At 59.8% G+C, this 23,661-nt stretch carries 25 protein-coding genes; 11 read left to right on the forward strand and 14 right to left on the reverse strand.

Translation table 11 applies throughout. The features are described 5' to 3' along the window. Positions 1–61: 61 nt before the first annotated feature. From moaC to ACYZTY_RS03530, 4 genes are all read left to right on the forward strand, one after another. Positions 62–535, forward strand: coding sequence for a cyclic pyranopterin monophosphate synthase MoaC (gene moaC, locus ACYZTY_RS03515; protein WP_059406245.1), 474 nt, complete (start codon positions 62–64; stop codon positions 533–535). Then, positions 532–774, forward strand: coding sequence for a MoaD/ThiS family protein (locus ACYZTY_RS03520; protein WP_461957324.1), 243 nt, complete (start codon positions 532–534; stop codon positions 772–774). Before moaC ends, ACYZTY_RS03520 begins: the two co-directional genes overlap by 4 nt. Positions 775–776: 2 nt before the next feature. After that, positions 777–1,229 (forward strand): molybdopterin synthase catalytic subunit MoaE, encoded by a 453-nt coding sequence (moaE, locus tag ACYZTY_RS03525; RefSeq protein WP_461957325.1) that lies wholly within the window; start codon positions 777–779, stop codon positions 1,227–1,229. Positions 1,230–1,548: 319 nt separating this feature from the next. Then, positions 1,549–2,325 (forward strand): ABC transporter substrate-binding protein, encoded by a 777-nt coding sequence (locus tag ACYZTY_RS03530; RefSeq protein WP_461957326.1) that lies wholly within the window; start codon positions 1,549–1,551, stop codon positions 2,323–2,325. A gap of 133 nt (positions 2,326–2,458) precedes the next feature. Here ACYZTY_RS03530 and ACYZTY_RS03535 read toward each other — a convergent pair whose 3' ends face one another. The 5 genes from ACYZTY_RS03535 to ACYZTY_RS03555 all read right to left on the reverse strand — a co-directional run bounded on the left by ACYZTY_RS03535 (position 2,459) and on the right by ACYZTY_RS03555 (position 7,758). Continuing rightward, positions 2,459–3,100, reverse strand: coding sequence for a helix-turn-helix transcriptional regulator (locus ACYZTY_RS03535; RefSeq protein ID WP_131062850.1), 642 nt, complete (start codon positions 3,098–3,100; stop codon positions 2,459–2,461). Between the two features lie 90 nt (positions 3,101–3,190). Next, positions 3,191–4,318, reverse strand: coding sequence for an NAD(P)/FAD-dependent oxidoreductase (locus ACYZTY_RS03540; protein WP_461957327.1), 1,128 nt, complete (start codon positions 4,316–4,318; stop codon positions 3,191–3,193). Positions 4,319–4,454: 136 nt separating this feature from the next. Beyond that, positions 4,455–5,402, reverse strand: coding sequence for an ornithine cyclodeaminase family protein (locus ACYZTY_RS03545; RefSeq protein ID WP_461959246.1), 948 nt, complete (start codon positions 5,400–5,402; stop codon positions 4,455–4,457). A 126-nt stretch (positions 5,403–5,528) separates the two neighbouring features. Next, a complete protein-coding gene (rhlB, locus tag ACYZTY_RS03550) occupies positions 5,529–7,016 on the reverse strand; it encodes an ATP-dependent RNA helicase RhlB (RefSeq protein WP_461957328.1) in 1,488 nt (495 codons plus the stop codon). Positions 7,017–7,101: 85 nt separating this feature from the next. Continuing rightward, positions 7,102–7,758 (reverse strand): alpha/beta hydrolase, encoded by a 657-nt coding sequence (locus tag ACYZTY_RS03555; RefSeq protein WP_461957329.1) that lies wholly within the window; start codon positions 7,756–7,758, stop codon positions 7,102–7,104. A 468-nt stretch (positions 7,759–8,226) separates the two neighbouring features. On the opposite strand from ACYZTY_RS03555, the gene ACYZTY_RS03560 reads away from it, so the two are divergent. The 4 genes from ACYZTY_RS03560 (at position 8,227) to ACYZTY_RS03575 (ending at position 12,385) form a co-directional block, all read left to right on the forward strand. After that, positions 8,227–9,255, forward strand: coding sequence for an amino acid ABC transporter substrate-binding protein (locus tag ACYZTY_RS03560; protein ID WP_461957330.1), 1,029 nt, complete (start codon positions 8,227–8,229; stop codon positions 9,253–9,255). 65 nt (positions 9,256–9,320) lie between these two features. Then, positions 9,321–10,502 (forward strand): amino acid ABC transporter permease, encoded by a 1,182-nt coding sequence (locus ACYZTY_RS03565; protein ID WP_461957331.1) that lies wholly within the window; start codon positions 9,321–9,323, stop codon positions 10,500–10,502. 10 nt (positions 10,503–10,512) lie between these two features. Next, complete coding sequence (locus ACYZTY_RS03570; protein WP_461957332.1) at positions 10,513–11,610, forward strand: amino acid ABC transporter permease; 1,098 nt, start codon at positions 10,513–10,515, stop codon at positions 11,608–11,610. A gap of 10 nt (positions 11,611–11,620) precedes the next feature. Next, the gene (locus tag ACYZTY_RS03575; RefSeq protein WP_149628833.1) at positions 11,621–12,385 is read left to right on the forward strand and encodes an amino acid ABC transporter ATP-binding protein; all 765 of its coding nucleotides are present in this window, start codon (positions 11,621–11,623) and stop codon (positions 12,383–12,385) included. Between the two features lie 55 nt (positions 12,386–12,440). Here ACYZTY_RS03575 and ACYZTY_RS03580 read toward each other — a convergent pair whose 3' ends face one another. Beyond that, positions 12,441–12,923, reverse strand: coding sequence for a type II toxin-antitoxin system MqsA family antitoxin (locus tag ACYZTY_RS03580; protein WP_461957333.1), 483 nt, complete (start codon positions 12,921–12,923; stop codon positions 12,441–12,443). After that, on the reverse strand, positions 12,920–13,231 hold the full coding sequence (locus tag ACYZTY_RS03585; protein ID WP_461957334.1) for a type II toxin-antitoxin system MqsR family toxin: 312 nt from the start codon (positions 13,229–13,231) through the stop codon (positions 12,920–12,922). Before ACYZTY_RS03585 ends, ACYZTY_RS03580 begins: the two co-directional genes overlap by 4 nt. A gap of 166 nt (positions 13,232–13,397) precedes the next feature. Between ACYZTY_RS03585 and ACYZTY_RS03590 the strand changes: the two genes are divergently transcribed. Together ACYZTY_RS03590 and ACYZTY_RS03595 are read left to right on the forward strand one after the other, a co-directional pair. Then, positions 13,398–14,057 (forward strand): FadR/GntR family transcriptional regulator, encoded by a 660-nt coding sequence (locus ACYZTY_RS03590; protein ID WP_461957335.1) that lies wholly within the window; start codon positions 13,398–13,400, stop codon positions 14,055–14,057. Further along, the gene (locus ACYZTY_RS03595; RefSeq protein WP_461957336.1) at positions 14,047–15,348 is read left to right on the forward strand and encodes a CynX/NimT family MFS transporter; all 1,302 of its coding nucleotides are present in this window, start codon (positions 14,047–14,049) and stop codon (positions 15,346–15,348) included. The genes ACYZTY_RS03590 and ACYZTY_RS03595 overlap by 11 nt, the downstream gene beginning before the upstream one ends. On the opposite strand, the gene ACYZTY_RS03600 is transcribed toward ACYZTY_RS03595, so the two are convergent. The 7 genes from ACYZTY_RS03600 to ACYZTY_RS03630 all read right to left on the reverse strand — a co-directional run bounded on the left by ACYZTY_RS03600 (position 15,349) and on the right by ACYZTY_RS03630 (position 22,604). Continuing rightward, entirely contained in the window at positions 15,349–15,999 is a 651-nt protein-coding gene (locus tag ACYZTY_RS03600; RefSeq protein ID WP_461957337.1) for a DUF1120 domain-containing protein, read from the reverse strand. It abuts the gene before it with no gap. A gap of 77 nt (positions 16,000–16,076) precedes the next feature. Next, on the reverse strand, positions 16,077–16,700 hold the full coding sequence (locus tag ACYZTY_RS03605) for a DUF1120 domain-containing protein (protein WP_461957338.1): 624 nt from the start codon (positions 16,698–16,700) through the stop codon (positions 16,077–16,079). Between the two features lie 82 nt (positions 16,701–16,782). Beyond that, positions 16,783–17,925 carry a DUF1120 domain-containing protein gene (locus tag ACYZTY_RS03610; RefSeq protein WP_461957339.1) on the reverse strand — a complete coding sequence of 381 codons (1,143 nt, stop codon included), beginning with the start codon at positions 17,923–17,925 and terminating at the stop codon, positions 16,783–16,785. Between the two features lie 10 nt (positions 17,926–17,935). Then, positions 17,936–20,401: a fimbria/pilus outer membrane usher protein gene (locus ACYZTY_RS03615; protein ID WP_461957340.1), complete on the reverse strand. Its 2,466-nt coding sequence runs from the start codon at positions 20,399–20,401 to the stop codon at positions 17,936–17,938. Between the two features lie 117 nt (positions 20,402–20,518). Beyond that, positions 20,519–21,235 carry a fimbria/pilus chaperone family protein gene (locus ACYZTY_RS03620; RefSeq protein ID WP_461957341.1) on the reverse strand — a complete coding sequence of 239 codons (717 nt, stop codon included), beginning with the start codon at positions 21,233–21,235 and terminating at the stop codon, positions 20,519–20,521. Between the two features lie 52 nt (positions 21,236–21,287). Beyond that, on the reverse strand, positions 21,288–21,908 hold the full coding sequence (locus ACYZTY_RS03625) for a DUF1120 domain-containing protein (RefSeq protein ID WP_461957342.1): 621 nt from the start codon (positions 21,906–21,908) through the stop codon (positions 21,288–21,290). A 66-nt stretch (positions 21,909–21,974) separates the two neighbouring features. Then, the gene (locus ACYZTY_RS03630; RefSeq protein ID WP_461957343.1) at positions 21,975–22,604 is read right to left on the reverse strand and encodes a DUF1120 domain-containing protein; all 630 of its coding nucleotides are present in this window, start codon (positions 22,602–22,604) and stop codon (positions 21,975–21,977) included. Positions 22,605–22,957: 353 nt separating this feature from the next. Between ACYZTY_RS03630 and ACYZTY_RS03635 the strand changes: the two genes are divergently transcribed. Further along, a complete protein-coding gene (locus ACYZTY_RS03635; protein WP_461957344.1) occupies positions 22,958–23,590 on the forward strand; it encodes a response regulator in 633 nt (210 codons plus the stop codon). The last annotated feature ends 71 nt before the right edge of the window (positions 23,591–23,661 follow it).

A 23,661-nucleotide genomic window follows, 5' to 3' on the forward strand; every position in this document is an offset into this window, starting at 1 on the left:
CAAACGTGCGGAAAATTGACTCGCAGGTTTACAATCGACGTTCCTGATCAGGAGTAACCCTGTGCTGACTCATCTCGATTCCCAAGGTCGCGCCAACATGGTCGACGTCACCGAAAAAGCCGTGACGTTCCGTGAAGCGACGGCCCAAGCGCTGGTGCGCATGCTGCCCGAAACCCTGCAGATGATCGTCAGCGGCGGTCACCCCAAAGGTGATGTGTTCGCCGTGGCGCGCATCGCCGGCATTCAGGCGGCGAAGAAAACCAGCGATCTGATTCCTTTGTGCCATCCGCTGATGCTCACCGGCGTCAAGGTTGAACTCAGTGCCGAAGGCGACGACACCGTGCGCATCGTCGCGCGCTGCAAGCTGTCCGGACAGACCGGCGTCGAGATGGAAGCCCTGACGGCCGCCAGTGTTGCCGCGCTGACCATCTATGACATGTGCAAGGCCGTGGACCGTGGAATGACCATCGAAAGCGTACGGTTGCTGGAAAAACTCGGCGGCAAGAGCGGCCATTTCCAGGCAGATCAGCCATGAACGTCACCGTGAAGTTTTTTGCTCGTTACCGCGAAGCGCTTGGCGTGGATTCGGTCAGGGTTGAAGGCGATTTCGCCACGGTCGACGATGTGCGTGCGCTGCTGGCTCAACGGGACGGTGCCGATGTGCTGCGCGAGCAGAACCTGATGTGCGCTCGCAACGAGGACCTCTGCCAGCTCGACGAACCGGTGACTGACGGTGACGAAGTGGCGTTCTTTCCGACCGTGACCGGAGGCTGATCATGGCGATTCGCGTGCAGTCCACGGCGTTCGATCCGGGCGCTGAAGTCAATGCCATGCACGCCGCCAATGTCGGCGTCGGCGCGGTGGTGAGTTTCGTCGGCTACGTGCGCGACTTTAATGACGGGCTTGATGTGGCCGGGATGTTTCTCGAGCACTATCCGGGCATGACCGAAAAAGCCCTCGGCAAAATTGCCCTTGAGGCTGAACAGCGCTGGCCGCTGCTCAAGCTTGAAGTGCTGCACCGGATCGGCGCCCTGGAACCGGGCGAACCGATCGTCTTCGTCGGCGCCGCCAGCGCCCACCGCCAAGCGGCGTTCGACGCCTGCGCCTTTGTCATGGACTACCTGAAAACCCGTGCGCCGTTCTGGAAGAAGGAAAACACCCGTGACGGTGCGCGCTGGGTCGAAGGACGTGACAGTGATCATGCGGCGGCGAATCGCTGGAAGCAGTAATTCCTGCGGTGTCTGGAAGTACGCCTTCGCGGGCAAGTCGAATCGTCGCACCGCCGCTCCCACAGGTTTTGTGTCGTACACAGATTATGTGAACAACACAAAACCTGTAGGAGCGAGGCTTGCCCGCGAAGAGGCCATCAGTAACAACAAAAATCCCAATGACCCACCTCCCGACCACCGGCCGGCACTTCTCCATTTCCCCCAATTGACGGTTTGTACATAAAAGTCCAGTATGGAATTATAAGTACAAAAAAGGCTTCTCCCGTTTCTGCTCTTCATCTGTCTTGCCAAACCAACAACAACCCGCGAGAGAACGAACATGAAGAAATTCCCCCTCATCACCGGTCTGGCGCTGAGCTTGTTGGCGTGTAGCACGTTGTTCGCCGCCGACAAAACCCTGCGCATCGGTATCGAAGCCGCTTATCCGCCCTTCGCGTCCAAGACCGACAAAGGCGAGATCGTCGGTTTCGACTACGACATCGGTAATGCCCTGTGCGCGCAGATGAAGGTCAAGTGTGTGTGGGTCGAAGGCGAATTCGACGGTCTGATTCCTTCCCTGAAAGTGAAGAAAATCGACATGGCGCTGTCGTCCATGACCATCAACGAAGACCGCAAGAAGTCGGTCGACTTCACCCACAAGTACTACTTCACCTCATCGCGTCTGGTGATGAAGGAAGGCGCGGCCGTGGATGACCAGTACGCCAGCCTTAAAGGCAAGACAGTCGGTGTGCAGCGCGCAACCACCACCGACCGTTACGCCACCGAGGTTTTTGAACCGAAGGGCATCAACGTCAAGCGCTACGGCAACAACGAAGAGATCTACATGGACCTGGCAGCCGGTCGCCTCGACGCCATTTTTGCCGACACCATTCCGCTGAGTGACTTCCTGGCGATGCCGCGTGGCAAGGGCTATGCCTTTACCGGGCCGGAGCTCAAGGATCCGAAGTACGTGGGCGAGGGCGCCGGGATTGCGGTGCGCAAGGGCAACAGCGAGTTGGTCGCTGAACTGAACACGGCCATCGACGGTATTCGTGCGAGTGGCGAGTATCAGAAGATTTCGGATAAGTATTTCAAGTCCGACATCTACGGCGATTGATCAATCGCCTTCGCGGGCAAGCCTCGCTCCTACAGGTTTTCACGTCGTTCATCCATCTTATGAACAACACTGAAACTGTAGGAGCGAGGCTTGCCCGCGAAGGGGTCTGAATAGTCCGTACATCTCTGAAGGTTCAGCCCTTCAATTCCTTCAAATGCTTGTAAACCGTCGCCCGCCCCATGTTCAGCACATTGGCCACATAGTTTGATGCGCTTTTGCCTTTGAAAGCCCCTTCGGCGTGCAGCGCCAGCACCAGTTCGCGTTTGTGATCGCGCGTCAGCAGGTTCAGGCTCAGCTGACGTTCGCGCAGCCAGGCGTGCAGAAAGGTATTGATCCGTTCCTGCCAGTCATCGCGAAACAGTGAGTCCGGCTGCGGAATCAACTTGCTCGGCGACAGGAACAGATCCAGCGCAGCCTTGGCATTTTCGAACAGCGAAATGTTCAGGTTGATGCACAGCACGGCCAGCGGGTGGCCGTCGCTGTCGCGCAAGACACTGCTCAGACTGCGAATCTTCTGGCCATCCCAATTGAGCTTTTCGTACGGCCCGATGTTCCGTTCGCTGACATCGTCGCTGAGCATGTCCTCCAGCGCCGAGTCGTCACCTATTTCCCGCTTGGACAGGTTGTTGGCGATGTAATCGACTTTTTGCGTGCGCAGGTCATGCAGCACCACTTCGGCATGGGGGAAGAACAGCGTTGCGATCGCATCGGCGATCGCGCGGTAGTTGTCCAGAGAGGCGTTATCCACAGCCGGGTCTTTTTCAGGTGCGTTCATTCAGTGGAGCTCCAGGCAGCGTCAGCGCCCTGCAAAAAGGGCGCTGGAAGTTTGCCGCAATCGTGTCGACACGTCACCTGAGGACGAAAATCAGCCCAGGCGGGCAGGGGAGAGCATCTCGGCGTCCAGGCCGAAGCGGCTGAGCTGTTCGGGCAAGGCTTCACCGCGTACCAGCGCCGCGCCGGCTTGGCCCATGGCGGGTGATGTCTGGATGCCGTAGCCGCCTTGCGCCGCGACCCAGAACAGCCCTGGCACCTGTTGATCGAAGCCGCAGATCAGGTCTCCGTCGGCGACGAAGCTACGCAAACCGGCCCAGGTGCGGGTCGGACGGCGGATGGTCAGGGTGGTGGCTTCTTCGATCTGGTAGATGCCCATCGCAATGTCCAGCTCTTCGGGCTGCACGTCGTGGGGTTCGACCGGATCGGCGTTGGCCGGCGAGCCGAGGAACATCCCCGCGTCGGGCTTCATGTAGAAGGATTCGTCGAGGCTGACCAGCATCGGCCAATGGTGGATGTCCACGCCCTCGGGGCCGGCAAAAATGAACGCCGCACGACGCTTCGGTTGCAGGCCCAGCGGCTTGGCGCCGGCCAGCTCGCCGATCTTGTCGGCCCAGGCGCCTGCCGCATTGATGATGATCGGTGCGCTGAAGGTCTGACCGTTGGTTTGCACCTGCCACAAGCCTTCGGCAGTGCGGGTCAGGCTCAACACTTCGCTGTCGGTATGGACTTCGCTTTTATTACGACGGATGCCGCGCAGGTAACCCTGGTGCAGGGCATCGGTGTCAATGTCGCTGGCGGTCGGGTCGTAGATCGCGCCATGGACTTTTTCCCGGCGCAGGATCGGCAGGCGTGCACAGGCTTCGTCGGCGCTGAGCAGTTGCATCTCCGACACCGTGGCCTTGGCGCTGAGGTATTGATTGTTCAGCTCGGTCGGGTCGCCGGTGAAGTCCACGGTCATCTCGCCGCGCGGGGTCAGCAACGGGTGTTCGCAAAAACCGGTTGGTGGCGCGTCGAAGAAGTCGCGGCTGGCTTGGGTCAGCGCACGAACCTGCGGTGTGCCATAGGCCGCGGTATACAGGGCGGCGGAGCGCCCGGTGGAGTGATAGGCCGGATGGGATTCGCGTTCGAGCACGATCACCCGGGCGTGCTGCGACAGCCAGAAACCGGTGGAAGCGCCGGCAATCCCGCCGCCGATGATGATGAAATCTGCCTGGCTCATGAACGTCTCCTGTAGTGCGCAAATCGAGTGCTCTGGTAGGAGCGAGGCTTGCCCGCGAAAGGATCGCCGCGGTCGGTCAGATACACCGCGTCATCGTTCTTCGCGGGCAAGCCTCGCTCCTACAGGGTTTGTGGTGTTAGTGCTGTAGGCGGTAGATGGCATTGGCCAGTGCGATGTCTTCCAGGCCCAGGCCGATCGAACGGAAGAACACGTGACGGTTGTAGTCAGGGCGCTGCACCTTGCCGCTGAGCAGATCCGGCAGGTCGCCAACGATGGCGTTCTTGTCCCAGCCATGTTGCTCACCGGCAATCAGCATTTCGCCCGCCGACCCCGGAGTGGTCAGACGATAGTCACAGAACACCTGCATGTCAGTGAGGCTCTGTGGTGGTACTTCATGGGCGCGCGGGGCGTTGGTGCTGATGGAGGTGATCAGCGCCGGTTTGCTCAAGATTGATGGATCAATCACCGGGCCTGCGGACGAAGTGCAGAGCATGATCACGTCGGCGTCGTGAATCGCCACTTCGCGGCTGTCGGCGATGGTCAGGCGTGGATCGAGGCTTTTGAGCTGGGCCAGGGTTTCAGGATTTTTATCGCTCAGGCTCGGCGAGTAGAGGCTGATGCTCTGCCAGTCACGCAGACCTTTAACGTAATGCAGGTGTGCCTGAGCCACCTTGCCGCTGCCGATGATCGCCAGGCGCTGCGCTTTCAACGGGGCGAGGGCATCGACGGCGACGGCGGTGGTCGCGGCCGTGCGTGCGGTGGTCAGTTCGCTGGCATCGCACAGCAGCAACGGTTGGCCGGTCTGCATCGACATCAACAACGTCCAGGCGGTCACCAACGGGCCTTGCTCACGCACAATGTAAGGCGAAGTCTTGACGCCGTAGACGCCGTCTTCGGCCAGCACACCCAGGTAGTTGATGAAGTCACCGGCGCCCTGAGGGAATTCCACCAGCTGCTGCGCCGGTTGTAGCGCTTGCCCGGCGGCCAGGTCGATGAACAGCTTGCGCAGGATCTGCGGCACGTCGACCTGCGCCAGCAGTTCGCGGGCCTGGGGTTGGGTGATCACGTAAGGCGTACTGGACATGGTCGGCTCCGGGCGCTGAAAGTAAACTAATTTGTCCATTATGGACATTTAGTTGTCTCGGGCAACATCGAAACGAAAAAAAAGCGCAGTCCGTTGCCGGCTGCGCCTTTTTCAGTAAGGTCCGAGTTACGGGCGCTTACGCTCAACCGCCCGCAGTAGATGCGTCGGCGGCGTTTCACAGCTGATTTTCCGACCCAGCAACGCCTCGATAGACGGTAGCTGGTAGGAGTCATCTTCACCGGCGAAGCTGATGGACACGCCATCTGCGCCGGCACGACCGGTACGACCGATGCGGTGCACGTAATCGTCCGGGATTTCCGGCAAGGTGAAGTTGATCACGTGGCTGATGCCGTCAATGTGGATGCCGCGACCGGCCACATCGGTGGCGACCAGCACGCGGATCTTGCCTTCGCGGAAACCTTCCAGGGTCTTGATGCGTTTGTGCTGCGGCACATCGCCGGACAGCTGCGCGGCGTTGACGCCGTCACGCACCAGGCGTTCTTCGATGCGCCGCACTTCATCCTTGCGGTTGGCGAAGACCATCACCCGCTCCCAACCGTTATCGTTGACCAGGTTGTAGAGCAGTTTGTATTTGTCGGCACCGGCAACGGCGTAGATGTGTTGCTCGACGTTTTCGCTGGCCACGTTCTGCGATTCGATCTCGACGATCGACGGGTCGGTGGTCCATTGCTTGGCGAGGTTCATCACGTCTTCGGTGAAAGTCGCGGAGAACAGCAGCGTCTGACGTTCGTTCTTCGGCGGCGTCTGGCGAATGATCTGACGCACTTGCGGGATGAAACCCATGTCGAGCATCCGGTCGGCTTCGTCCAGCACCATGACTTCGACCATGTCCAGATGCACGTCGCCGCGCTGGTTGAAGTCGAGCAGGCGGCCCGGGGTAGCCACGAGAATGTCGCAGTGACGGGCTTCGAGGTGCTTGAGCTGCTTGTCGAAGTCCATGCCGCCGACAAACGTCATGACGTTGAGGCCGGTGTACTTGGTCAGGTCGGCGGCGTCCTTGGCGATCTGCACCACCAGTTCGCGGGTCGGCGCGATGATCAGTGCACGCGGTTCACCCATGTAGCGTTCCTTGGGTGGCGGGGTTTCCAGCAGTTGCGTGATGATCGAAATCAGGAATGCAGCGGTTTTGCCGGTGCCGGTCTGGGCGCGACCGATGGCGTCTTTGCCCGCCAGCGTGAAGCCCAGCACTTGCGCCTGGATCGGCGTGCAGTACGGGAAGCCCAGGTCCTGGATGGCGTGCATCAGTTCCGGGGCGAGTTTGAAATCGTGGAAACGGGTTTTGCCTTCCTGAGGTTCGACGGCAAAGTCTTCGAGTTTCCAGGGAATGACCGGCGCTTTCGGTTTCGGTTCGCGGCGCGGTTTTGCCGGTTTCGGCGTTTCGCTGCGCGGCGGCTCGGCGACAACAATCTCGACAGGTTGGGCGGCCGGTGTGGTCGCGGGCGTGTGTTTCGGTGCCGCTACGGTTGCGGTCCGGCCAGACTGATTACCGTCGGTGCGGTGGCTGGGGATGTGAGACGGAGCGCTGGGAACTGGCGCGAGCTGCTCAGTCTCGCTTTTACCGAACATTTTTTTGAGTGCTTTGAGCACGGTCATCTCATCGATTGGTTAAGGAATATACGCCGGCCAGTGTAATGCAAGAATCGGGCGCGGCGTAGGGGGATGGATCAATGGGTAGCTTTTAGCGTAAACGCTCGGCCAGCCAGACGCCGATGTCACGAATTTCCTCGGGTAACACTTCGTGGCCCATTGGGTATTCCTGCCATGTCACGGTGACACCATGCTGCTTTAAATACTCGTAGGCGGACCGGCCCATGGCGTTTTGAACGACGTCATCGTACTGGCCGTGCAAAGACAACACGGGAATGCGCTGCTGACTGGCGGAAAGCTCCAGTTCATCGCTGAAGGTCGGTGCATATGTAGAGAGGGCAAGTACGCCACCCAGCGGCCCCTGCCATTTCAAAAACGCGGTGTGCAACACGACGGCGCCACCCTGGGAAAAACCTGCCAGAAAGATTCGCGAGGGGTCTATTCCGCTGGCCTTCTGTTCTTCGATCAAATCAAAAACTCTTTGCGCCGACGTCTCCAGCTGCTCACGACTGATTGCGCGCGCGGGGCTCATGGCCAATATGTCGTACCAGCTCGGCATTTCGTAGCCGCCGTTGATGGTGACGGCGCGGGTCGGTGCCTGGGGAAGAACGAAGCGGGTGGTCAGCAGGCTCTCCTGCAAGGCTTCGGCCACGGGCAGGAAGTCGTAGCGATCAGCGCCCAGGCCGTGCAGCCATATAACGCAGGCGTCTGCGGGCTTGACGGGTTGAAGAATCAAGGGCTCGGTCATGGCTGCTCCAATTTTGTGCGTGCGCTCTCATTCAGTGCGAGAGGTGAGTGCGCGTCATGTTGATCCGTTAAGAAGATGTCGCAAGGGTACAAGTTTTGCTATTGACCTGTCGCCGAACAGCTTCGGCGAGCGGTCTGGTACGGGCTTTGCTATAGGAAAGCCTGTACTGAAAATCCCACGCCTGTCGGTAACACTATCAGGCCATTGTGGTTGGTGGGATAGCAAAGAATCCGGTGATGGATGTTCGCCAGTGGCCGCTACGGGCTTCGCGAACGTGAAAGGGCTACAGCCCGTTCGGCCGATTGGTGAGAAGTGAGTGGTCCATGATTTGGATTTTCTCCTACTAGACTCATAGCGCAGGTCCTACGTCGGTTGACCCCAAAAAAAGCCAACACGGGTCGACTACGCCTCATAAGGGTGCGACAGGACTCAAGCTCCGACACAACAAAAGCAAAACTGGAGGTTTGAATGAAGATGTTGAAATCCACCCTGGCCATCGTGACTGCAGCCGCAGTACTCGGTGTCAGCGGGTTCGCTCAGGCGGGTGCAACCCTGGATGCAGTGCAGAAGAAAGGTTTCGTACAGTGCGGTGTGAGTGACGGTCTGCCGGGCTTCTCGGTTCCAGACTCCACTGGCAAGATCATCGGTATCGATGCTGACGTCTGCCGCGCTGTGGCCGCTGCTGTATTCGGCGACGCGACCAAGGTCAAATTCAGCCAGCTGAACGCCAAAGAGCGCTTCACCGCGCTGCAGTCCGGCGAAATCGACGTGCTGTCGCGTAACACTACCTGGACCAGTTCCCGCGATTCGGGCATGGGCCTGGTGTTTGCCGGCGTGACTTACTACGACGGCATCGGCTTCCTGGTGAACAACAAGCTGGGCGTGAAAAGCGCTAAAGAGCTCGACGGCGCGACCATCTGCATTCAAGCCGGTACCACCACTGAGCTGAACGTTTCCGACTACTTCCGCGGTAACGGTCTGAAATACACCCCGATCACTTTCGACACCTCCGATGAAAGCGCCAAGTCGCTGGAATCCGGTCGTTGCGACGTGCTGACCTCCGACAAATCCCAGCTCTACGCACAACGCAGCAAGCTGGCGACGCCGACCGACTACGTCGTTCTGCCGGAAACCATCTCCAAGGAGCCTCTGGGCCCGGTCGTGCGTAAAGGCGACGAAGAGTGGTTCAGCATCGTCAAGTGGACCCTGTTCGCGATGGTCAACGCTGAAGAAATGGGCATCACCCAGAAAAACGTTGAAGCTGAAGCCAAAGCCACCAAGAACCCGGACGTTGCTCGTCTGCTGGGCGCTGACGGTGAATACGGCAAAGACCTGAAAGTGAAGAAAGACTGGGTCGTGCAGATCGTCAAGCAAGTAGGTAACTACGGTGAAGTGTTCGAGAAAAACCTCGGCAAGGGCACTCCACTGGCCATCGACCGCGGGCTGAACGCTCTGTGGAACAACGGCGGCATTCAATACGCACCACCAGTGCGCTGATGGTTCTATCACCCGGTGGGCCAACCACCGGGTGATGTTCTGTTCCATTATTTCCGGGGCACTTCATGCAAAATTCAATCGGCGCACCAAAGCAGAGGCTCAGCCTCAGCGATCCGAAAGTGCGTGCGTGGCTATTTCAGATCATCACCATTGTGGCGGTGGTCTCGATGGGCTGGTACCTGTTCGATAACACGCAGACCAACCTTCAACACCGGGGCATTACCTCCGGTTTCAGTTTTCTGGAGCGCAGTGCCGGTTTCGGCATCGCTCAACACCTGATCGACTACACCGAATCGGACAGCTATGCCCGGGTGTTTGTCATCGGCTTGCTCAACACGCTGCTGGTGACCTTCATCGGCGTGATCCTGGCGACGATCCTCGGGTTCATCGTCGGTGTGTCACGACTGTCGAAGAACTGGATCATTGCCAAGCTGGCGACTGTTTATGTGGAAGTCTTCCGCAACATTCCGCCGCTGCTGCAAATCCTGTTCTGGTACTTCGCGGTGTTCCTGACCATGCCAGGTCCACGCAACAGCCATAACTTCGGCGACACCTTCTTCGTCAGCAGCCGCGGCCTGAACATGCCGGCAGCGTTGACGGCGGACGGTTTCTGGCCGTTTGTGGTCGGCGTCGTCGTGGCCATCGTCGCCATCGTGCTGATGTGCCGCTGGGCTAATAAACGATTCGAAGCGACCGGCGTACCGTTCCACAAGTTCTGGACCGGCCTGGCGCTGATCCTGGTGATCCCGGCGCTGTGCGCACTGATCTTCGGCGCGCCGGTGCACTGGGAAATGCCGAAGCTGCAAGGCTTCAACTTCGTCGGCGGCTGGGTGCTGATCCCGGAACTGCTGGCGCTGACCCTGGCCCTGACCGTGTATACCGCGGCGTTCATCGCCGAGATCGTGCGTTCGGGCATCAAGTCGGTCAGCCACGGTCAGACCGAAGCGGCGCACTCGTTGGGCCTGCGCAACGGACCGACCCTGCGCAAGGTGATCATCCCGCAAGCCCTGCGCGTGATCATTCCTCCGCTGACCAGCCAATACCTGAACCTGGCGAAAAACTCCTCGCTGGCGGCCGGTATTGGTTATCCGGAGATGGTGTCGTTGTTTGCCGGTACGGTGCTGAACCAGACCGGGCAGGCGATCGAGGTGATTGCCATCACCATGAGCGTGTACCTGGCGATCAGTATCAGCATTTCCCTGCTGATGAACTGGTACAACAAGCGCATTGCGCTGATCGAGCGGTAAGGAAAAGCGCATGAGTACTCATACATTCAAACCTGACATGCCTCCACCGAGCAGCAGCATCGGTGTCGTGGCGTGGATGCGCGCCAACATGTTCTCCAGCTGGCTCAACACCCTGCTGACCCTGTTCGCGTTCTATCTGATCTACCTGGTGGTGCCGCCGATCCTGAGCTGGGCGATCCTCGATGCCAACTGGGTCGGCACCAGCCAGGCCGACTGCACCAAGGAGGGCGCCTGCTGGGTGTTCATCCAGCAGCGCTTCGGCCAGTTCATGTACGGCTACTACCCGGTGGATCTGCGCTGGCGCGTGGACCTGACCGTGTGGCTGGCGGTCATCGGAGTGGCACCGTTGTTCATCTCGCGCTTTCACCGTAAAGCGGTGTATGGCCTGAGCTTCCTGGTGCTGTACCCGATCATTGCCTGGTGCCTGTTGCATGGCGGCGTTTTCGGCCTGACCCAGGTGGCGACCAGCCAATGGGGTGGCTTGATGCTGACCCTGGTAATCGCCACCGTCGGTATTGCCGGTGCGTTGCCGCTGGGTATCGTGCTGGCGCTGGGCCGTCGCTCGAACATGCCGGCGATTCGAGTGGTCTGCGTGACCTTCATCGAATTCTGGCGCGGCGTGCCGTTGATCACGGTGCTGTTCATGTCCTCGGTGATGCTGCCGTTGTTCCTGCCTGAAGGCATGAACTTCGACAAACTGCTGCGGGCGCTGATCGGCGTGATCCTGTTCCAGTCGGCTTACGTGGCCGAAGTGGTGCGTGGCGGTCTGCAAGCGATTCCCAAGGGTCAGTACGAAGCGGCTGCAGCGATGGGCCTCGGTTACTGGCGCAGCATGGGCCTGGTGATTCTGCCGCAAGCCCTGAAGCTGGTAATCCCCGGCATCGTCAACACCTTCATTGCGCTGTTCAAGGACACAAGCCTGGTGATCATCATCGGCCTGTTCGACCTGCTCAACAGCGTCAAACAAGCCGCCGCCGACCCGAAATGGTTGGGCATGGCCACTGAAGGCTATGTGTTCGCGGCCCTGGTGTTCTGGATTTTCTGTTTTGGTATGTCGCGCTATTCCATGCATCTGGAACGCAAGCTCGACACTGGCCACAAGCGTTAGGAGTTCTGTAATGAGCGAAGCAATCAAAAAGCCTGTGAGCCCTGAAGGCATTATTCAGATGCAGGGCGTGAACAAGTGGTACGGCCAGTTCCACGTGCTGAAAGACATCAACCTGAACGTCAAGCAGGGCGAGCGAATCGTCCTGTGCGGCCCGTCGGGTTCCGGCAAGTCGACGACCATTCGTTGCCTCAACCGTCTGGAAGAACACCAGCAGGGTCGCATTGTGGTCGATGGCGTGGAGCTGACAAACGACCTAAAGCAGATCGAATCGGTCCGCCGTGAAGTCGGCATGGTATTCCAGCACTTCAACCTGTTCCCGCACCTGACCATCCTGCAGAACTGCACCCTGGCGCCGATGTGGGTGCGCAAGATGCCCAAGCGCCAGGCCGAAGAAATCGCCATGCATTATCTGGAGCGCGTACGCATTCCGGAGCAGGCGCATAAATTCCCGGGGCAACTGTCCGGTGGTCAGCAACAGCGTGTGGCGATTGCCCGCGCCCTGTGCATGAAACCGAAAATCATGCTGTTCGATGAACCGACTTCGGCACTCGACCCAGAGATGGTGAAAGAGGTTTTGGACACGATGATCGGCCTCGCCGAAGACGGCATGACCATGCTCTGCGTGACCCACGAAATGGGCTTCGCCCGCACCGTGGCCAATCGCGTGATCTTCATGGACAAGGGCGAAATCGTCGAGCAGGCTGCGCCGAACGACTTCTTCGATAACCCGCAGAATGAGCGGACGAAGCTGTTCTTGAGCCAGATCCTGCATTGATACCAGGATGACTGGTAAAACAAACCCGGCCTCACGCCGGGTTTGTTTTTTACGCTCAGGAAACAGTTAGGGTTTCGTGCTCTTTGTGGTCTGTATGCTTGAACCCCCTCAAATCCGCCCCTTCACCCAGTGACTTCACATCTGCGAGCAAATGCGGATAGCGGTCAAGCAGGCGCATCAGCAGTACCAATGTTTTCGGAGGAAGTACTTCGCCACGCTCGTAACGGGAAAACGCGTTGTGCCCGCCACCGGACAGAATTTGCACGGTTTCTTTTTGCGTCAGATGCAGTTTGCGACGGATTCGCTTCATCTCGTCGCCGATCATCCGCCTTGCTGCGATAACCAGTTCGTCGCCCGCATCTGAATGACGGCCTGAACAACTGTCGTCTAACTCGACCTCGCCACACATCTGGCATTCCCAGCCAGATAAATCATCTACGCGGCGCTCCATACCATTGACGCTCATGGTTTCGCCGCGACCCTCGAAATGTCGCATTCCTTCCCGGGCTCCACAGCTAAAACACTGCTGGGTTTTCATTGGGATTTCTCCTTGAAGGAGATTACGGGTGGGCCACCGCTGGGGCGATACGTCACCTTGATATAAATCTCCAGACCGTATGAGTTGATGTGGTAAACGTCTTGCCAGACGCGATGATCGTCATAGGTGGTCATCGACTTGAACAGCATCTTTCCCTGGAGCTCGAAAATGATCTCCCGCATCTCCACCAGGGTTAAGCCAAGTACCCTGCCGTCGTTTTTAGCCGTGCTGGTGAATGCTTTGCCCCCAAGTCGCCTGACATCCGCTTTGATCACCGCCAAGTCGTAATGGGGTGTGCTCTTTTCCATAAGAAACCAAAACCCTGTCCCTGAAATTACCCTTAAAGGGTAATTTTGACCAATCGAAAATCCCGCTCCATTCCCCTCTACCTGACAATAGGCGGTTGCCGTCCTACATGAAGCTGACTAATATGTCAGAAAATTCATCCTATGATTGGATGAAAGGGCGAATCCTATGTCAGACATTTCTCCACTCGTTAAACGTTCCTTGGTCGATCAGGCGCTGGATCAACTGCGCCAGCGCATCAACAACGGCGCATGGCAGGTCGGCCAACGCTTGCCCACCGAACCCGAGCTGTCCGCCGAGTTGGGCATCAGCCGCAACACCGTGCGTGAAGCCATGCGCGTACTAGCGTTTTCCGGGCTGATCGAAATCCGTCAGGGCGACGGCAGTTACTTGCGGGCGGTGATCGATCCGCTGGACACCATGAAAGCCTTGTCGCGCTGCTCCCATGAGCAGGCCCGGGAGACCCGGCACATCCTTGAAGTCGAAGCCATCGGCCTTGCTGCCCTGCGCAGAACGGACGAGGACCTGGTGGCATTGCGTGAAGCATTGGGCGTCAGCGGCAGTCACTACCACGGTGATCTCGACAGCTACATCGCCTGCGATCTGGTGTTCCACCGCCGTTTGGTGGACGCCGCGCACAACCCGACCCTCAGCGAGCTGTATCGCTATTTCTCCAGCATCGTCGGCGCGCAATTGCGCCAGACCTTGAACATCACCCCCCGACGCCAAGAAGTGTTCGATCTTCATATCGAACTGCTTGATGCCGTCGAGCAACGTGACCCGGAACGGGCCAAAGCCCTGTCGAGGCAGTTGATCAATGAACCTTGAAACCGAGAAAACCATGTCCAGCCACAACATCACTCAACCCAAGCGCACAGCAGAACTCGAAGAGCTGCTGATTGACGCCGAGGCCGATGACGAAGAGGTCCAGCAAAGTCACCCGATCCTGCGTCGTCCGTGGCTGTTGCTGCTGGGTTTGATTCTGGTGGCGCTGAACCTGCGTCCGGCGCTGTCGAGCATGGCGCCAATGCTCAGCGAAATCTCGAAGACCCTCGGTTTGTCGGCGGCCCAGGCCGGGTTGCTGACGACGTTGCCAGTGCTTTGCCTGGGCTTATTCGCTCCGCTGGCGCCCTTGCTGGCGCGACGTTTTGGCGCCGAGCGCGTGGTGTTGGGGATTTTGCTGATGCTGGCCGGTGGGATCATCCTGCGCAGTTCGTTCGGTGAGATCGGCCTGTTTGCCGGCAGTGTGCTGGCCGGCGCGAGCATCGGTGTGATCGGCGTTTTGTTACCCGGTATCGTCAAGCGCGACTTCCCGAAGCAGGCCGGGACCATGACGGGTGTCTACACCATGGCGCTATGCCTGGGCGCGGCGATGGCGGCGGGTGCGACGGTGCCGTTGAGCGAACATTTCGACAAGAGCTGGGCCCTGGGCCTCGGTTTTTGGGTGGTGCCGGCGCTGGTCGCGGCGATTTTCTGGTTGCCGCAAGTCGGCCAGAAACACGGCGCACATAACGTGGCCTATCGGGTTCGCGGACTGTTGCGTGATCCACTGGCCTGGCAAGTCACGTTGTACATGGGCCTGCAATCATCGCTGGCGTACATCGTCTTTGGCTGGTTGCCGTCGATCCTGATCGGTCGTGGGCTGACACCGACTCAGGCCGGCCTTGTGCTCTCGGGTTCGGTGATCGTCCAACTGGCCAGTTCGCTGGCGGCACCTTGGCTGGCGACGCGCGGCAAGGATCAGCGGCTGGCGATTGTGGTGGTCATGCTGCTGACACTCGGCGGTCTTTTCGGCTGTCTCTATGCGCCGATCGAAGGCCTGTGGGGTTGGGCGATTCTGCTCGGCCTGGGGCAGGGCGGTACGTTCAGTCTGGCGCTGACCCTGATCGTGCTGCGCTCGCGCGATTCCCATGTCGCGGCCAACCTGTCGAGCATGGCCCAAGGCTTCGGTTACACCTTGGCGTCGATGGGGCCTTTCGCAGTGGGAATCGTGCATGACTGGACCGGCGGCTGGACGGCGCTGGGCTGGATCTTCGGCGTGATCGGCCTAGGTGCAATCATCGCCGGCCTCGGCGCCGGGCGCTCGCTGTACGTGCAGGTGGTCAGCGAGAAGGTATGACTACAGATAAACAACCTCCAGCGTCGCCGAACCGTCGAGTTGCACTTCGGCGCTCAGGTCCAGCTCGGAGGTGGGCGCGATGACCGTTTCGACCGTGACCCGGCTGGTCAGAGTACGGATGGCAATCGGGCCGGCGTTGCTGCCCGCACTGTCGGTAAAGCCGAGATAGCTTTTGGCGCCAATTGGAATGACCTGGCTGCTCGACGAACTCCACGCTTTGCCGCCCGTGGTGGAGTCGGTTCGAAAGACCTGCGTCAGGTCGTCCACCACGGTGCTGGCCGGGTCGAAGTTGAGCGAATACAAGCCGATTTTATTGTGGCTGCGGTCGTGGTTCAGGCCATAGTAAATCTCGCTGTTGACGATGGCCGAGCCGTCGCGATTGTCGCGCATCAGCAGGGCAAAACGCGCGGGTGCGTTGCACTGAATGTTGAGGTCGAGCGTCTGGTCGCGCAGTCGTGTGCGTTTGTCGACGCTGAGGTCCTGCCGGGATATTTTTCCGTAGTCGACGAGGCCGTTGTTGGACAGCATCGGCGTGCAGGCGAGTGGGGTGATAAGGCCTTTGACCGTCAGGTCCGTCGATGAGGCGGCGAAGGTGAGCGGCGAAGTCAGGACGATGAACGCCATCGTCAGAGCGTGTGGAATCTTTTTCATGGGACAGGTTTCGCTTGTGTAGTTAGCGGAATCAGTCCTTGCCCAAAGCGTGACCTCGGGCAAGGTTGGCTATGGGGTTATGGATAGGCGATGGTGATAGTGACCGAGCCGTCGAGCACCACGTCGTTGGTCAGGTCCAGTGAGTCGGCGCGGGCAATTGCGGTCTCGACCCTAAGGTCTGTCAGCAGATCCTTCACGGCAATCGGCGTATTCGGGCCCCCTACAGCACCGAACGCCGAGAGTTTTTTATGGCTCATGAAGGCGACTGTGTTCCAGGAATCTCCATTGTTGGGGGACCACAACGGCTGTACGGCAACACCATCCGCTATTGGTGAAATGATTCGTACGTCGAAACTGCCTATCCGCTGATTATCATTGATAGAGCTTAGGCCGAACGAATTTGTACTATCCCCCATGCCGTATTTGTTATCGGTCGGTAACAGCCTGAACGCGGTGGCGGCGTCACAGTTCACGGCGAGCTGCAAGGTCTCGCGAGGCAGGAACGTGGGTTTGTCCTGATGCAGATCTTTGGCTGAAAGCTTGCCATGATCGATGATCCCTCCACCGGAAAGAGTTGGCGTGCACGCCGCTGGCGTGATAAGGCCAGTCACCGTTAAATCAGTGCTCGAAGCCGCCAGCGTATAAGGCGCCACGCCTATCAACGCGGTGGCGGAAAGTGCTGCACAGTACTTTTTAATCATTGTTTACTCACTTCTAGGGTTGTGTCCTGACTACCCCGAGCCGCTCAAGTGCGCCTCGGATCCAGCAGGATCGGGTGGGGTGTTACAGGTAAATAATCTCGATCGTCCCCGCGCCATCGAGCTCGATGGCGATGCTCAGGTCGAGGCTGTTGGTGGGGGCGATAACGGCGTCGACGGTCACCGTGGTGCTGAGGTTCTGGATCAGCACCGGGCCGGCGCTGCTGCCGGCGCTGTCGGTGAACGCCAGGTAACGGGTCTGGCCGATGGCGATCGGGTTGGCGCTGCCGATGCTCCAGGCTGTGCCGGCGGTGGAGGAGTCGGTTCGATAGAGGCGGGCGAAGCCGTCGGCATTGGCGCCGGCCGGGTCCACGTTCAGTGAGTACTGGCCAATCTTGTTTCCGCGACTGTCCTTGCCCAGGCCGTAGAAATTTTCGTCGTTGAGCGTCGCCGAGCCTGACCGGTTGTCATGCATGATCAAGGCGAAAGCAGCCGGCGCGTCACAGCCGACCATCAGCGTCAACGATTTGGGCGGCAGGCGTGTGACCTTGTCTGCGTGCAGGTCTTTTTTCGACAGGGTGCCGAAGTCGACCACGCCACCGTTGGACAGCACCGGCTCGCAGGCTGCCGGAGCGAAACGGGCGCGCAAGGTTGCCTCGCGGGAGCGTCCGGCGGCGACGGCGTCGAACACCCCGTAAGCTTCCCAGGTCACCGCGTCATGCATGTGCATCCCTTGCTCTTGAACCCAGGCGGTCAATTCAAGTTGCGCCAAGAAACTGCGACCCTGTACCGGCACGCCGGCCCGCACTGGTACGACCCCGTGCTCCGGTCGCCAGATCATGTTTGACGCCGTTTCTGTCGGCGGCTGTCCGATCCCGGCAATCAATCCGATCTCCACCGACTGGCCGTCGAGAACGGCGTCGCGAATACGCACCTGATAGCTGCCTCGCTCGGCAAAGTGAAAGCGTTCGGCGGTCGCGGCCATGGCCCTGTAGAACAGGCTCATGTCGATGGGCTGCGGACAGCTCAAGGTCAGGCTGAGCGGGCGCTCACCGAGGTTTCGTTCCAGTGCCGAGTCGGGGCGAATCGCCCGGTTCATCAGCCCGAAATCGAGCACCGGCGGGCTCAGGTTGAACTGACATTCGTCAACGGACGCCGAGGCCAGTGGCGTCAATCCACCCAGAGACAAGGGAGCGAGGGTCATCAGCAGATAGCGTGACAGGTTCATGAAGTCATCCTCAGAGGGCTCGACACTTGGCGGGGGCGGTTTCGTAGTACGCATGGGTGTCCGCGTCCGCGGGCAGTTCGAAGTGCAGTTCGCAGCGCTCCAGGCCGGGCGCGCTGATCCACAGCGCGCGGCGGTCGAGGACGTTGGGCAAAAACACCAGGCCGCCGTCCTGCACCAGGGTCACGAACTCGCCATCCTCAGTGTTCACGGCGGCACCGCGCGGCAGCGGCGCGCCGTTGGCGGTAGTGGCCTTGAGCAAGGCTCGACGGGTTATCGTGATGCCGAATTCAACGTTGTCGACGGCACCGCGACCGGCCGAAATCACCGCCAACCCGTTGTGAATGTCGGCGTTGCGCGGCAGGGTTTTTGTGTCGACTTCCACCGGGCTGTTGCCGTAAGCCGCCACTTGCGGGATCACCGCCTGACCTTGCCAGTCGGTCCACACCGGACCGCTGGGCGTCGACACTTTGATCGAACCCATGTCGCCCACCGACAGCAGCGCGAAGGTGTCGCTCACCGGGTAGGGTGACAGCGTCACGCCACCGCCGTGGAGCACGGCGCCGCCACGGGCGCTGGCCTGATAGCTGGAGCGCTCGGCGTCGGCGCGGGTGTAGTTGAGGTCAAGTTGGGTGTAGCGCGGCAGCAGCGAAACGCCGGTCGTGGACTGCACCTGTTTGTCGCGCGTGTCGTGTTCGACGCCGACCCTGTATGCCAGTTGATCGTTTATTTGTTCACTCAGGCCCACGCCGCTGCGGTATTCGCCGGCAGAACTGCGCACCCAGGTGCGCGCCCGGCGGTTCTCGCCCAGCGGGATGCTGAGGTTCAGGTAGACGCTGTCATCATTGCGGCTCGCGCCACTGACCTGCCATTCGGCGGTCGCCGAGACCGACACACCAACGAGGCTGGTGCCCCAGGAGGCGAGGGCGCGGCTGCTGCTTTGGCCATCGAACGAGCTGGATCGGCTGAAGCCGCTGCTGAAGGCGCCGAGCCATGGATGCGACCACGACAGGACCACGCTTTGCTGATCGCGGTAACGGGACTTGCTGTTGTCGGAAGTGGTGTCGAACACCGCCTCCTCCAGTTCCCGGTATCCCAGGGTTCGGTAGGAGCTGCCGGCATTGATTGCCCACTGTTCGCTCAACCGATGCGAGACGCTCAGGTCAGCCTGAAGTCCCTGACTGGCTTGTCTGCCGCTGGCATCCGCGCCGGTCAGCGTGGCTTGCACCTGGGTGGCGAGCGAGGGTAACAGGCCGACGCTGGCGCCCGCCGCGCGGTAGTCGGCGGCGCCGGTCAGGCCGGCGCTGAGCAACACTTGCGGGGTGAGCGCACCGCTCCAGCCGCCGCTGATGACCCAGGGATCGCCACCCTGTGCGTCACCGACACTGCGCACCTGGCCGGCGCCCAGCGAATAACCGGGCGCAGGCAAACTGACCCCCAGCATCGCGGCGGGCACGGTAAAACTGCGCTCGCTGCCATCGGCCTCCTTGATCGTGACCTCAACGTCGGAGCGCGTGTTGAGCCGCCGCACGTTGGTGAGCGCGAACGGACCGGCGGGCACCACCGTGGAATGGATCAGCGAACCGTTCTGGCGGACCTCGACCTGGGCCTGACTGTTGGCGATCCCTTCAATGACCGCGCTTTGCCCTTCGACCTGCAGCGCTTGCTCATTCAGCACTTGCACGCCGGTGATCTGAGCACCAGCAAGCACCGGGTTGTAGAGGTTGATCTGTCCCGCCTGCAGCACCGCTTCCTGACTGGCGAAGGTGCGCTGGGCGTAGGCTGCAATGTGCGTGGTGCGGGTAATGTCGTCCTGCCAGGTCTGTACCTGACGGCTGCGCACGATCCAGTCGCCGGCATTGAAGCCGAGTTCGGTGTTGGCCGAGGCGTAGCGGTTCGAACTGTCCCCTGAACGACTGTGCAAACCGGTGACGTCGTAGTTGAGCAAACCGGCAATGCCGCCGGTTTGATAGCCGGAAAAATCCCGGGCAACAGGGCGTATCGCATCGGTGGGCACGATCAACGACAGGGCGAGGTTCGCGGGGTCCGGTTCGATGATGGTCTGAGGCGCGGTGTCGAGGAAATCGTGGCACTGGCTCTCGTCCAACAGACGAGCAGGCACCTGCAGGTTCGCCGCATCGAGCAGCGCACCATCAAAGCACAACGCCCCTTCGCGATTGAACGTGACGTTGACCCGGCCCTGGCGCTGGCCGTTGACGCTGAGCGTGACCGGATGCCGGCCGGCCGTGAACCGCGGTGCCTGCATCAGCAACGTCGCCAGCGCCGGATCAATGCCTCGCTGCAGCAACGTGTCCCTGTCGAACGACGCCGGTAACGACACCTCTGCGTGGGCGTCGAGCATCATCAGCGCGTTGCTCAGCAGCAATGCCATCGTGGTTCGCCGCCATGGATGAGGGCGAGCGCCGGCCCGAATAACGGGCACGGCTTCGCCATCACGGTAAATAGATACTGTGGTCATCAGGTTCACTTGGGTTATTGCGATGTGCGGTTACAGGCATGCCTTTGGCAACGGCCAAGCGGCCGTCGCCTTGAAACATGGGGGCTCATCGTTCCTTGATGACGCCATCAGGACGGTTCAGGACTGGATGGGCGCCTCGTAATGCGGCACCGCAAAGCCGTAGACCGTCGCTGGTTGAAAACGCACCTGCGTGGCGGCGCCTTCGGGCACCTTGATGCTGATGTGCTCACCGGGTAGCACGTAGGTTTTCGGCAGCATCGCATTGCCTGCCGCTGGCAACAATTGCACTTCCTGGCCCAGACGGACCACATAAGGCGTGTCGTTGCGCACGGTCAGTTGACCGTCCTTCAGCGACCATTGCAGGCCGGTCCACGGCGTGCGATTGGGCGCCAGTCCTTTGGGGTGCAGGATCACCGGCAAGTTCTGGCGCACCGTCACACCGACCCGTGCCTGCCCCGCCTCGGCGGAGGCTTTGCCCTGCGGGATGCCTTCGAAGATCACCCGCTTCAAGCGCTGAGTGAGCAGGGGTTTTTCCGATTGCAGAATGAACCGCACCAATTGGGTTTTGCCCGCTTCGACGCGCGCCAGCGGTGGCGTCACGAACAGCAGCGATTCGCTGTCCTCGGCAATGTCTTCGAGGGTGACGTGCATCAACGCCAGGTTGGCATCGGTGTTGGTCACCGACACGGACGCTTCGCCGTCGGCCTCGTTGACGATGACCACAGAAGTGTTCGGCACCATGCCGTCGGCCTGAGCGGGTGCGGTCAGCAGCAGGGCGAATGCGCCGATGCCGGAATGGAACAGATGACGGGTGACTCTGAAAAACATCGTCATGACGTGTCTCGTTGATTGTTCGATAAAAAATGGAGCCGGGATCACTGGCCTATCAATAGTTCAGCTGCACGGTGACATGCCCGTCGATGGGGATTTCGTCGGTCAGCGTCAGGTCGTTCGCGCGAACGATGGTGGTAAACGCCGTGAGCCGCGCGCGCAAATCCTTGATGGCGATCGGTGTACTCAGGTCGTTCAACGCCGCGAACGCGGTCCGGCCGGCGTGTCCCAGGTAGGAGGACACTCGCCAGGAGGCACCGTCGTTGAGGGAAATGATGGTTTTCACCGCAACCCCATCGGCCACCGTATCGAACAGGCCGAACGCAACACTGCCCAGGTTCTGGTCGTCGTTGATGACGCCCAGCCCGTGACTATTGGGGTGGAAGGCGGAAGAGCCTTCGCGGTTGTCGATTGTCGTCAGGGTAAACGGCGTGGCGGCATCGCAATTCACCTCCAGATACAGCGTGCCGTTTTCCAGGGCCGTGGGCTGGTCCGGTCTCAGGTCTTTCACCGTCACTTTGCCGTGGTCGACGATGCCGCCGCCGGACAAGCTGGGTGTGCAGGCGCTGGGTGTGATCAGGCCGGTGACGCTCAGGTCGGTGCTGCTGGCGGCAAAGGCTGCGGGGGCGCAGATGAGCAGCAGAGGAGTCAATAGAGCAAGGGAGTATCTGTCCATGATGGGTCGTCCTTTGAGTAAGCGGGCAACGCCGTGTGTCGGGCATTGCTCGTTGATGACGGAGGGTTACAGGTACTTGATCTGGAGGGTTGCGGAGCCGTCGAGTGTGACTTCGTCGGTCAGGGTCAGGCTGTCAGCACGAACGATGTAGGCATCTACTTCCACGTTCATGGCCAGATTACCGGTCACAACCGGATACCAGCCTCCAGTGGAGATGTCACCCGCTGCGGCCCAACTGTCAGGGTCGACCGGGATGTGATGATTGTTCCGCCAGGTTTTGCCCTCATCGAATGAAACGATGACTTTTTTCGGGCCGCTGTCGGTAATGGCGTCGAGGTAGGTCACAGTGAACCCGCCGAGATTTTCATTGGCGCTGGTCTTGCCCAGGCCATATTGATAGGGCTTGTGCGTGGAGCTGGAGCGATTGTCCAGCAGTGTCAGGGCAAAGGTAGTTGCGGCGTCGCAACCCACATTCACTTGTAATTTTTCCGTGCCCAAATGGGTGACGCTGGTCTGGTTGAGATCCTTGGCCGATGTTTTTCCAAAATCAACGGCTCCGTTATTGGACAGAACAGGGGTACAGGCCGCCGGAGTAATGATGCCCGTTACGGTCAGGTCAGTACTGGAAGCGGCGGACGCCGACGAGGCGCCGGTCAGCAGCAAAGCAGCCGTCAGGAGGGATAAAGATTTGTTCATATTTCGGCTCTTCCTTGATGAAAGATTGTTGGGGGTTTGCCCTGTGCAGGCAGGGCGCAATCTATCGGTCGGGGTAGCCGGGCGGAATGCAACTAATACGAAAAAGGAGCGCCGGGGGCATGAAAGTCCATGGCGGGCTACAGATCTCAATTTTCGACGAGTTGTCTGTAGTCTTTTGGTGTGAGCTGCGTAGCTTTAAAACGTAGGGCGGTTCCTTTTGTTTTATCAGAGAAAGGACAGAGTCCCGGATACGTTGGGGGAAGTGGTTATGCGGTCGAGATTGGTCGTTGTGGTCAGAATAGGACGGCGTTATTTTTCGCGTATTCCAGTCACCAAACAGGATAAATCCGACAATGCGCGTAATTATTGCTGACGACCATCCTGTCGTCCGCATCGGGTTACGGATGCTCATCGATCTCAGCCGCACGTGTGTGGTCGTGGGTGAGGCCGATGGTCCGGACAGCCTGCTGAGCCTTCTCTCGACCGTGCCTTGCGATCTGTTGATCACGGACTTCTCCATGCCGGGCAACCAACAGGCCGACGGAATGAAGATGCTGAGCACGGTTCGACGTCATTACGCTTCGACGCCGATTATTCTGGTCACGATGTTTGCCAACGTTGCGACGCTGAGAGTGGCATTCGCTCAAGGGGTGATGGCGATTGTCGCCAAAGATGCCTCGGCGACGGAGCTTCCCCTGGCGATCAAATCGGTGGGGGAAGGGCGGCGTTTCATCAGCGAGTCCTTGCGCACGGCGCTGGCTCAGGCAGACACCGCGGCTCAGTCGTGTTCCCCTTCGCTGTCAGCCAAAGAACATGAAGTGGTAAGAATGCTCGCCAGCGGCATGACGGTCAGTGAAATCGCCAGCTACTTCAAACGCAGCGTTTCAACGATCAGTAAACAGAAAAGTATGGCCATGCAAAGGCTGGGCATTTCCACGGATGTGGATCTCTTCGCGTATGCCCGTGACAGCGGCATGGTGCATTAGGTTTCGGCGCACCTCGGGGTATTCCCGCCACGAATGCCAATAGTGTTCCGTGCATTTGCAGACTATCGTGC

It is taken from the genome of Pseudomonas sp. LB1P83 (assembly GCF_054897885.1).